General features: G+C 51.5%; 6 protein-coding genes. All 6 read right to left on the reverse strand.

Annotation, left to right across the window (positions count from 1 at the left end; genetic code table 11):
* Positions 1 to 8: 8 nt before the first annotated feature.
* On the reverse strand, positions 9 to 1,451 hold the full coding sequence (locus MVK46_RS09065; protein WP_297536359.1) for an NAD(P)H-hydrate dehydratase: 1,443 nt from the start codon (positions 1,449 to 1,451) through the stop codon (positions 9 to 11).
* A 51-nt stretch (positions 1,452 to 1,502) separates the two neighbouring features.
* Complete coding sequence (locus MVK46_RS09070; protein ID WP_297536355.1) at positions 1,503 to 2,024, reverse strand: hypothetical protein; 522 nt, start codon at positions 2,022 to 2,024, stop codon at positions 1,503 to 1,505.
* Between the two features lie 113 nt (positions 2,025 to 2,137).
* Positions 2,138 to 4,198, reverse strand: a complete 2,061-nt coding sequence (locus tag MVK46_RS09075; RefSeq protein WP_297536360.1) for a PEGA domain-containing protein — start codon at positions 4,196 to 4,198, stop codon at positions 2,138 to 2,140.
* Between the two features lie 76 nt (positions 4,199 to 4,274).
* On the reverse strand, positions 4,275 to 4,556 hold the full coding sequence (locus tag MVK46_RS09080) for a hypothetical protein (RefSeq protein WP_297536356.1): 282 nt from the start codon (positions 4,554 to 4,556) through the stop codon (positions 4,275 to 4,277).
* Between the two features lie 151 nt (positions 4,557 to 4,707).
* On the reverse strand, positions 4,708 to 5,259 hold the full coding sequence (locus tag MVK46_RS09085) for a [protein ADP-ribosylglutamate] hydrolase (protein WP_297536357.1): 552 nt from the start codon (positions 5,257 to 5,259) through the stop codon (positions 4,708 to 4,710).
* Between the two features lie 5 nt (positions 5,260 to 5,264).
* Positions 5,265 to 5,984: DUF835 domain-containing protein (locus MVK46_RS09090; RefSeq protein ID WP_297536358.1), on the reverse strand; the 720-nt coding region annotated here is incomplete at its 5' end.

Consider the following 5,984-nt stretch of genomic DNA (forward strand, 5'->3'; position numbering starts at 1 on the left):
ATAGAGATTTAAAATTCTTCCACCCACTTTACGGCCTTTGGAACCTTCATTGCAACTTCTAATGCGGTGAAGTTCTCCCCGAACTCTTCTTTCACCATGTCGCCGGCGAGACCGTTGAGGAAGGCACCGACCGAAGCGGCCCTAAGCGGGGAGTTTCCGAGCGCGAGCAAAGCCCCAACGAGGCCGGCCAAGACGTCGCCCGTTCCGCCGGTCGTCATTCCCCTGTTGCCTGTTCTGTTGTACTTCCAGGTTTCACCGTCGCTTATGACGTCATGGGAACCTTTGAGAAGGATTACACCGCCGATTTCCCGGGCCTTCTCCTTGACCAGCTCTGCCCGCTCAATCAGCTCCTCAGGGGGCTTGACGCCAAAGAGAACGCTGAACTCACCTGCGTGGGGTGTTAGAACGAAGGTCCTGCCTTCGAGAACGCCCAAATCCTCCGCTATTGCCTTCAATCCGTCAGCATCGATTACAACAGGCTTCTCACAGCGTCTCACGAACTCTCTAACGAACTCCTTTGTTTCCCCAGCGAGACCTATTCCCGGGCCGATGACAACCGCATCTACTTTCCCGGCCAGCTCGAGCAGGTCATCAAGGTGCTCGGTCGAGAAGTTCCCGCCCGGGAAGGACCGGAGAATCAGGTCCGGGTCGTTTATCCTCTTTGCAGGTTCATCAGGCATCGCGAGGTAAACGAGGTCAACGATGTAGCTCGCCCCCTTGGAGGCGAGGTACGGTGCGCCGTAATAGCTTGAGCTACCACCGATGACCAAGAGCCTGCCGTTCTGTCCCTTGTGCTGGCCCCTCTTCCTGAGCGCGAACTTAGCATCTCCCGGCCCGACGAGGTGGTAGAGCTCCCTGGGATAGCCTATCTTAACTATAACCCTCTCAAAGCCCTCGTACTCCTCCTTGTCCCACTGGAAGGTGACGGCAAAGTCGGCTTTAACGCGAACCTCCGATGGGTAACCACTCGGCAGGTCTACGCTGACTATCTTTGCCTTTCCGGCGTACTCGTTGATTTTCTCGATTGCCGAGCGTATCGGCTCTCTCGGCTCGCCCCTCGTGCCCGCTCCGAGGAGGGCATCGACGATGACGTCGTAACCGCTCAAGTCAAGCCCCTTTATGTAGGCGGAATCCTTGAGAACCTTGATTTTCACGAAGTCGAGGCCCTTCAGGATTTCCCAGTTGTGCCTGGCTTCCTCGCTCCTTATCTTAGCCTCGTCTCCAACCAGAAAAACCGTGACGTCGTTCTCGAAGCTCAAGTGTCTGGCCGCTACAAAGCCGTCCCCGCCGTTGTTTCCTGTGCCTGAGAAGACCGCAATCCTGAGGCCCTTTCCAACGCGCTCCTCTATCGTTCTCGCGACTCCCGCTCCTGCGTTCTCCATGAGCTGGTAAGGGGTTATGCCGAGCCACTTGGCGTTGATGTCCCAGATGTAGACATCTTCAATTTTCATCGGCATCACCGTTGGTTCTTGGGCTTAACACGTTAAATCGTTTTCAGTCGTCTAGCGAATTGAAAAAGCCATGAGGGAAGCCAGCACACCGAGGAGTTCAAGCCAGTTGAAACCCGTTGTGAGACTGCCGAGCGTGAAGTAAGCGAGGAGCGGAAGTGAGGAATAGCGGGGATGTTTCATTCTGAAGGGAACGGACAGGAGACCGAGTGCAACAAGGGCACAGGAGAGCAACTTTGAAGATGAGCCGAGGCAGAACAGGACACCCCAGCCGGCAAGAAAAACGAATGCCGAGAACGCCAGCCCGAAGGAAAGCATCTCGGCGGCCTCTTTGAATGCAGGAGCGCGCCATTCGGAGAGTCCGAGGAACAAGACCGATGCGAGGATGGCCATGAGGGACAGCAGGGGGACCCAGCGGGCCCAGCAGAGGGAGGCGAGGAACGTAACCACGAAGTATACTGACAAAAATGCCGAAGTTAGCCAAGTGTACCTGGGAAGCCACGCGACGAGCGAGGTAAGACCGAGAAGGAACATCAGGGCAGAAAAGATGGAGCATGGGACATCACGGAAGGTCATGCAAAAGGGGTAGCACGTTTCCCCAGCGAACCCAAAGAGATAGAAAAATTCAAAGGAAATTAAAATTGCCAGTAAACCACCAAAGAGGATAAAAGAAAGGAAGCCTTCGTATCTCATCGACGTGCCCCTACGGCTTTTCTCGTGATTATGGCTACAATCGTCAAGAGAACTATCAGCCCTGGTCCACAGATTGAGTGAGATGCGGGGGTGCTGGAGTTACGAACGGTATTGGAAACGGTTGTGTTTGTAGATGACGTCGTGGTTGTGTACGTGGTGTGAACAGTCGTCTGAGTTGGAGAGGAGTTCGTTGCAACTGGTGAGAGATTGGCAAAAACGTTGATAACAGGTTTCGTAGCGTTGATTGTAATTGATTTCGCGACGTAGCCTTCAGCCTCTACGGTAACGTTGTGGGATCCTAGGGCAACCGAAACGTTGAGAGGAGTTGTCCCCATCTTCTTGCCATCCACGTAAACGGTGGCATTTTTAACGTTCGACCTAATCACGAGCTCGGATTTGGTGAGGGTTAGCCTGACGTTTATTGAGGTTGTTTCGTTTGGAAGAAGGGTTACTGTTTTCTCAACAAGTTCATACTGTCTAGGGTATTTTTTCGATGTAAAGAAAAAGGTGTACGTACCGTTGCGCAGAGATACCTTTGTAGGGGTATAAACAACAAGTCCAAGGGGCATGATGTCAACTTCCGCAGTTGGAGTTGAGTTCAAGTAAACGGTGGCGTTTAGAGGTCTCAGGCGGGCGAAAATTCTAATCCCTTCATGATGGCCAACGACCAAAATACGCTTTACTATAGAATAGTTTTGGTGAAATAGCACCACATTGTGTTGCCCTGGGCCTATATATGTATACAGTGGGGTACGGCCCGCTTTGTAACCGTCTATATAGACGGTCGCAGGAGGACTCGAATTCACAAACAACGCGGAGGGTATTAGCGTTGAGTTTATGAGATAAACCCTAGACTTCGATATTATGTATTGTGGGGAATTATAGGGAATGTCCAAGACGTAGGCTGAGTCGTCACGGTCGAGCGACATTTTCACGGACGAGTTTTCAAGGGGAACTGCAGTTGTGAAGTCTACAGCAACGATGTTAGCCCTGTCCCCACAGGGGTACACAATCACGCCCACATTAGGATATGGAAGTAGCACAGATGCCACTGTGTCTAAACTAATCCCAAATTTTGATAAGTTTGCCAGTTTAGTTTTTTGAACGACCCTGCTCCAGACGAGAGTTCCGTTTTGAAGGTATCTCGATTCCATTAAAGTGCAGGTTAACCCGGAGTTTTTCACTGTAAACAGGTATAGGGAATCGTTTGCGAAAATGGGGATTGCTTCGAGAAATCTGTAGGGGAGCTTAAAAGTCGCAACAGGGGTGAGGTTCAGTGTCCACACCCCGTAATAGGTTTTTATCTCGCTTATCTTACCCTCACTCTTGTTCTGCCACGCAACCATGATGTATCTCTTTTGGATATAAACAGTGGCCGCCGTAACGGGATACCACATCCTCAAAGACCGAACGATATTTCCAGATTCATTAATAAGACCAAAATAGGGAGTACCCCCTCCCAATCCCGGAACTATAGCCAAGTATTTTCCATTCCCAGTGGGTATTATGGCAGAAACGGCTTGGCCGACCACGTGAAGATTCGTTGCAAACTTTATCTTCCCGCTAAAGTCGACACCAAGAACGTAGTGGCCTCCAAAGTCATCCTGCGATACATCAACTGTTCCCACGAGGATTAGGTTTTTCTCCGGAACCGGTAAAATGTAGCTGACCCAGCCGTACTTAGTAACATCGATGTTCCAGACGAGGGTATAAGTCCCGCCTTCGTTACGGTATAGCCGGAGATAGTATTCATTTTTGCCCGTGGACACCAGAAGATATTTATTTCCAACGGGAACAACGTGGGCGACGAAGTCATTCAGTGCCAAAACAGTCTTACCTGAGGAAGCATTAATTATCTCCGTGAAGTAAGTGTTGGAAGCGTAGTTTTCACTGTACACAACCCAAAAACCATTCATGAAGTACTCTCCAGAGTAATCACCAGAAGGACCCACAAAGGCCAGCTTTACTTCAAAAGCCCCAGCGGGAGAAGCCATCAATAGAAACCCAATTAGAACCCCAACAACCACGGCCAGTGTTCTACTATTGCCGTTTATCATAGCTATCACCAACTGGAGTTAGAAAAGGAATATTTAAACGTTATGAATACACTCGGCATTAGACGCCGCTTCAAGCTCACAGTGCATACTTTTTCATTCCCAAACCAGTAGGGCAGAGGAAGAAAAAGAAGCCCGTCAGCGCCAGAGCTCGGGCTAGCTCAACCCACGTCCAGGCCTCGAAGAACGTGACGATGAAGTAGACGACCAAGAAGAGCAGGCCGAAGCCGAACATCAGAACTGAAAAGGCCAGGCAAAGGGTATCGTAGACGGTAACCCCGAAGACCGGGTACTCGGGGTTTATGAAAGCCACCGCGTTTATGACGCTGAAGAAGACGATTAGGGACAGAGACAACCGCAACGGAAATCAGTTTGATTGGCCGGTTAAGGTTCATCCCCTTCCTCCTTTGCCTTTTCCAAGAATGATTTCCCTACCCGATGATGTCACTGTTACCATTAATTTACCATTAATATAGAGAAAATAATATAGAGAAAAGAAAAAAGTGAAGGGGTTAATAACGTTTTTGACGGAAAACTTCGAGCGCCGTCCGGTAGGCATCGTCGGAGTACAGCACGAGGTAAACTTTCTCCACGCTTCTCGCTTGTCTCGAGAACTCCTCGACGGTTTCTTTGAAGGTTCTCACGACCTCCTCAAGCGGACACCCGTAGATTCCTGCACTTATGGCCGGAAACGCTACGCTTTTGACACCCAGCTCGTCGGCTTTCCTCAAAGCCCCGAGTATTGCCCTCCTGAGCTTCTCCCGTTTATCCTCGTCCCACACTCCCCCGCAGTACGGGCCGACCGTGTGAATGACGTACTTAATCCCGTAGCGCTCGAGCCTCATCGCCGGCGTTACAACGACCTCGCCGTGCTCTATTGAGTCCTTCCCAAGCTGTTCTCTCATAGCTTCTTTGCTTATCCTGATGTACTCGCCGGCGTCTCCGGCGGCGGCTTTGGCTATGGCGTAGGCGACGCCGCCCCCGTGCTCCAGATAGCGGTTCGCGGCGTTCACTATTGCCTCCGCGGGAAAGCGGGTAATGTCACCCTTAACGACTTCGAGCATGGGAATCACCCAATGAGGTTGCGGAGGAGGTGCCTCTCCCTCTCGGAGAGAAAGTCGTCCGAGCCGACCAGAAACACGGTGGCGTCGTTGAGAAGGGCGTAATCCCTCAGCGCTGAGAGGAACTTTAAAACGCTGGAAAAACCGTTCTCAAGGACAAGGTAGTCGAACCCCTCAATGACAATGAGGGGCTTTTTACCGGCCTCTTGGGCCTCCTTCATGAACTTAACGGCCATGTCAAGGATTTTGGGAAGGTTCGTTGGAGATATGGAGCGCTCGCCCTCAACTGAGGTCACCCAGAACCAGTTCGGGTCGCTGGAAGGCTCCCTTGAGAACACGAGCGCCGATGGCAGGACCTCCTTGGGGATTGTTGGAACCATGACCAAACCCGGCCTAAGCTCAAGGGAAACGTCCTGAATGGAGCCGATTGAGAAGTCGCCGACAAAGGAACTCCGAAGGAATAGCCGAAGGGATTCAAAGGCGGCCACGAGTGCTATAAGTGCAGGAACGAGGTGAACTCGGAAGTAGGGAACGAGACCGGACACCATGACGACGGCGCCGAATATACCTTCAACGATGGACAGCGAGAAGAAGTTCCTGGAGAGGAAACCAAGGAGGAACGCGGACGAGAGAATCCAGAGGCCAAAGAATAGGAAGAGGAGGGCTTCATGGTCGGGGTAGAGAAGGAAGGCAAAAAGAACGGGGAGTATCGAGAGGTATTTGAGACC

Source organism: Thermococcus sp. (assembly GCF_027066465.1).
Taxonomy (GTDB): Archaea; Methanobacteriota_B; Thermococci; order Thermococcales; family Thermococcaceae; genus Thermococcus.

Coding starts and splice junctions, on each gene's coding strand:
- MVK46_RS09065 (WP_297536359.1), bottom strand. CDS start 1,451: ATGAAAATTGAAGATGTCTACATCTGGGACATCAACGCCAAGTGGCTC.
- MVK46_RS09075 (WP_297536360.1), bottom strand. CDS start 4,198: ATGATAAACGGCAATAGTAGAACACTGGCCGTGGTTGTTGGGGTTCTA.
- MVK46_RS09070 (WP_297536355.1), bottom strand. CDS start 2,024: ATGACCTTCCGTGATGTCCCATGCTCCATCTTTTCTGCCCTGATGTTC.
- MVK46_RS09085 (WP_297536357.1), bottom strand. CDS start 5,259: ATGCTCGAAGTCGTTAAGGGTGACATTACCCGCTTTCCCGCGGAGGCA.